This window comes from Steroidobacter sp. (assembly GCF_016790065.1).
In the GTDB taxonomy this organism is placed as follows: Bacteria; Pseudomonadota; Gammaproteobacteria; order Steroidobacterales; family Steroidobacteraceae; genus Steroidobacter.
This window is the reverse complement of sequence record NZ_JAEUPY010000284.1, coordinates 1-3,580: the sequence shown is the minus strand read 5'-3', so window position 1 is coordinate 3,580 and position 3,580 is coordinate 1. Positions and strand designations below refer to the sequence as shown.

Genomic DNA, 3,580 nt, shown 5'->3' with positions numbered 1-3,580 from the left:
CCGCCGAATGGCATTCCTGACAAGGCGCTACTCGACGCGGTGGTGCCTGACCGCCCCATTCACCTGTCAAACCGGGAAGGGCACGGCGCGTGGGTGAATTCACGCGCGTTGCAGATCGCAAAAATTACTAAACAGACGTCTGATCCGCCGAACGGCCGTATCGATCGTGATCCCAAGACGGGCGAGCCGATCGGCAGTCTGCAAGAGGAGGCGTCGCAGCTGGTGTCAAAATTCATTCCGCCGATGCGCAAGGAATGGATCGAAAAGGGCATGCAGTTCACCAGCCGATATTTGAATAGTTTCGGCATCACTGCCTGGCAGGACGCATCGGTGTCATACAATCCGAACGATACGTATCAAATGTTCGATACCTATCGGCGTGCGCTGGAGCAGGACAAGCTCAATGCACACGTGGTACTGGCGCTGCGTTGGAACAAGGAGCGTGGTCTGGAACAAATCGAAGAGATCAAGGCGGCGGCCAAGCGCGTCTCCTCGCCCGATCTCAATGCGTACACAGTCAAGATCCGGCTCGACGGCATCATCGACACTCACACCGCCGCGCTCGTGGATGACTACAGCGATCGTCCAGGCTTTAAAGGTGAGACCCAGGTGCGTCCGGATGTGTTGAAACAGGCTGTCGCGCAGCTGGATGCAGCTGGTTTCCAGGTACATGTGCATGCCATCGGCGATGGCACCGTGCGCGAGGCGCTCGATGCGTTCGAGTATGCGCGCCAGCGCAATGGCGACAAACTGGACAATCGACATCACATCGCACACTTGCAGCTGGTGCATCCCGACGATCTGCCTCGTTTCAAGCAACTCAACGTCAACGCAAATTTTCAGCCACGCTGGTTCTATGCGAGCAACGCTGTAGACATGACGGCGCCGCGTATCGGGCCGGAGCGAATGCAACGGGTTTACGCAATTCAGAATGTGATGAAAGCGGGTGCGCGTGTGCTGTTCGGCTCGGACTGGATGGTCACGTCAGTGAATCCCCTCGAAGCGATTAAAGTCGCTGTGACGCGCATCGCGCCGTTTGCGGAGTCTGGAGAGCCGTTCTTGCCCGAGCAACGCATCACACTGGAACAGGCCATCGCGGGATACACCATCGACGCCGCCTATGTGAATCATTTGGATGACCGCACCGGATCGCTCGAGGTTGGGAAGTTGGCTGACTTGGGCGTACTCGATCGCAACCTCTTCCAGATCGAGCCTGCTGAAATTAGTAACACCCGCGTGCTGTTGACATTATTTGGCGGCCGCCCGGTGCATGGCGATTGGCAGGCGGTGCAGGCGGAGCGCACTTCTCGGCTCGAAACACCATGACGCTACGACCCAGCCAGCGCGGAGCGACTGCGCAGTTCGCATGCGCCGCCGACGAGCGGTTCTCGTTCTGCATGTACGTGCCAGACAGTTACGATGAGGGAGCGAAAGAAGCGTGGCCGCTGGTGGTCGCGGTGCATGGCACGTTGCGAGAGTCGCAGGTCATGCGTAATCGTTTCCGTAGCTTTGCCGAAGCGAACCGCGCGATCGTACTCTCGCCGTTGTTTCCGGCGGGCATCGGCGATCCGCTTGATGTCGACAACTACAAGCTGATCGAATACCGGGGCATCCGCTTCGATCGAATTCTGCTGGCGATGATCGAGCAGATTGCTGCCCTCTATCGTCTCGATGCCGGGCGCGTGCTGATGTATGGCTTTTCCGGCGGCGGGCAGTTTGTACATCGATTCCTGTACCTGCATCCGCAACGCTTGCGTGCTGTATCCATCGGCGCGCCCGGCCTGGTGACGTTGCTGGATTTGAGCAAGCCGTGGTGGGTCGGGACTGGCAACATGCAAACCAGCTTGGGAATCGAGCCCGACCTGACCGCGCTACGTCAGGTTCAGGTCCAGATGATCATCGGTGCGGAGGATACCAATCCAGATGTGATGGTCGAGCCGGAGTCGCGATTCTATTTGCCTGGCATCAATGACGCAGGTAGCAACCGAATCGAGCGACTGCGCACGCTCGCCGCCAACTTTGCAGCCAACGGCATATCGGTGCGCTTCGATCTGGTGCCGGGAGTAGGGCACGAGTACGGCCAGGATGTCTTGATCACGCACGTTCACGGCTTCTTCGGCGCCGTCCTGGCCGGCACGCACGCAGCTACTTGAGCCAGTCGTCGCGATCAATGACTTCATCTGGAGATCAGGTCAGCTGGCCACCGCATCTTGCGCGCAACTTCCAGGTGGCGACGCATCAGCGAAGCGGCCCATTCGCGGTCGCCATCGAGCGCGTCCATGATGGCCAGGTGTTCCTTGCACGACTCGACAGCACGCTCGGGACTCAACGCGCGATGTTCGATGAGCTGGCGCAAGCGGCTGTGCTGCTCGGCTGCTTGCAGGAAGAAGCGGTTACCGGCGAACGAGGCGATCATCTCGTGAAACTCGGCATTGATCTGCACCATCTCTCCCTGCGTGAGTTTGCGGCCTCCGCTGAGAACGATTTGCTCGTGCACCTTGCGGACGCGCGCCAGATGCTTCTCATCGATCTTGAAGGTGGGTTGCAGTAGCGCCGCGGGTTCGAGCACCTCACGGAATCTGTAGCTTTCATCGTGGGCTGCCTGAGAGTCGAATGTCGGCAGAAAAAACCAACCGTAGCCATCCCCCCGTTGGGCAATGCCGTCCTGGGAGAGGCGCAGCAGCACACGGCTCAGCAAACCGCGATTGACTCGATATCGCCGCATCAGATCGGCTTCGGTCGCGGCGTCCTGCAGCGTGCCGTTGAGCCGGTCCCGAGTGATGGTTTCGTAGAGTTGCTGCTCATCGGCTTTGGGCAGCTCGAGCGCAGCCAAGTTGAGGTTGCGGCCGTGCTCTGCGAGAAAGAATCCGTGGTTGCTACGGAACTCGACGATGCCGATTTTCTGCAGATAAAACAGCGAAAAACGCACGGGCGAGCGTGACACGCCGAACTCTGCGGCAAGGCTCTCTTCCACCAGGTGCGAGCCTTTCTCGAACTCGTTCTGACGGGCGAATTCCACGATCTGGCCGGCGAGCTTGGCTTGCAGGCTACTGAGCTTGGTACGAATTGGTTTTGCTCGCGGCATGCGCCACGTTCCTTGCGTCCATGAAAACTGACAACAGTGTCAGGATAGCTGCGCGCGGCCTGCCCAGGCAATCGCAGTTGACATTCCGATAGGTCACTCGTATAAAGTTTTTATATTAGACAAAAAACAAACGGGTATGGCGTGCCAATAGATCCGCAGATTCAGACCGCCATCGCGCAGGCGCGCGCCTTGGGCGCGCCACGGCCGGAACAGACGCCAATCGAAACGGCGCGCCGTGCCTATCGCGAGCGATATCGTGGGCGCGGCGTCGAGTTTGCCGGCGATGTGCTTGCCACCGAACTCAGCATTCCCACAAGCGATGGTGTCATTCCCGCTTGGCTTTACGCGCCTCCGGGGACAGCGCTGAGTGAGGCGCTACCTCTACTGATCTATTTCCATGGTGGAGGGTTCGTACTGGGGGACGCGGAAAGCTACGCGGCGCAATCGGCATTGCTGGCGCAGCGGCTGCGTTGCCGGGTGTTGTTTCCTGAGTTT

At 59.2% G+C, this 3,580-nt stretch carries 4 protein-coding genes; 3 read left to right on the top strand and 1 reads right to left on the bottom strand.

The annotated features are described in order from the left end of the window. Both JNL55_RS12140 and JNL55_RS12135 read left to right on the top strand, forming a co-directional pair. Nucleotides 1-1,326, top strand: a 1,326-nt coding sequence (locus JNL55_RS12140) for an amidohydrolase (protein WP_293853142.1), incomplete at its 5' end; no start/stop codon positions are given. Then, complete coding sequence (locus JNL55_RS12135) at nt 1,323-2,153, top strand: hypothetical protein (RefSeq protein ID WP_293853141.1); 831 nt, start codon at nt 1,323-1,325, stop codon at nt 2,151-2,153. The genes JNL55_RS12140 and JNL55_RS12135, both read left to right, overlap by 4 nt. 23 nt (nt 2,154-2,176) lie before the next feature. On the opposite strand, the gene JNL55_RS12130 is transcribed toward JNL55_RS12135, so the two are convergent. After that, complete coding sequence (locus JNL55_RS12130; protein WP_293853140.1) at nt 2,177-3,085, bottom strand: GntR family transcriptional regulator; 909 nt, start codon at nt 3,083-3,085, stop codon at nt 2,177-2,179. A gap of 141 nt (nt 3,086-3,226) precedes the next feature. Between JNL55_RS12130 and JNL55_RS12125 the strand changes: the two genes are divergently transcribed. After that, on the top strand, nt 3,227-3,580 hold a 354-nt coding region (locus JNL55_RS12125), incomplete at its 3' end, for an alpha/beta hydrolase fold domain-containing protein (RefSeq protein WP_293853139.1).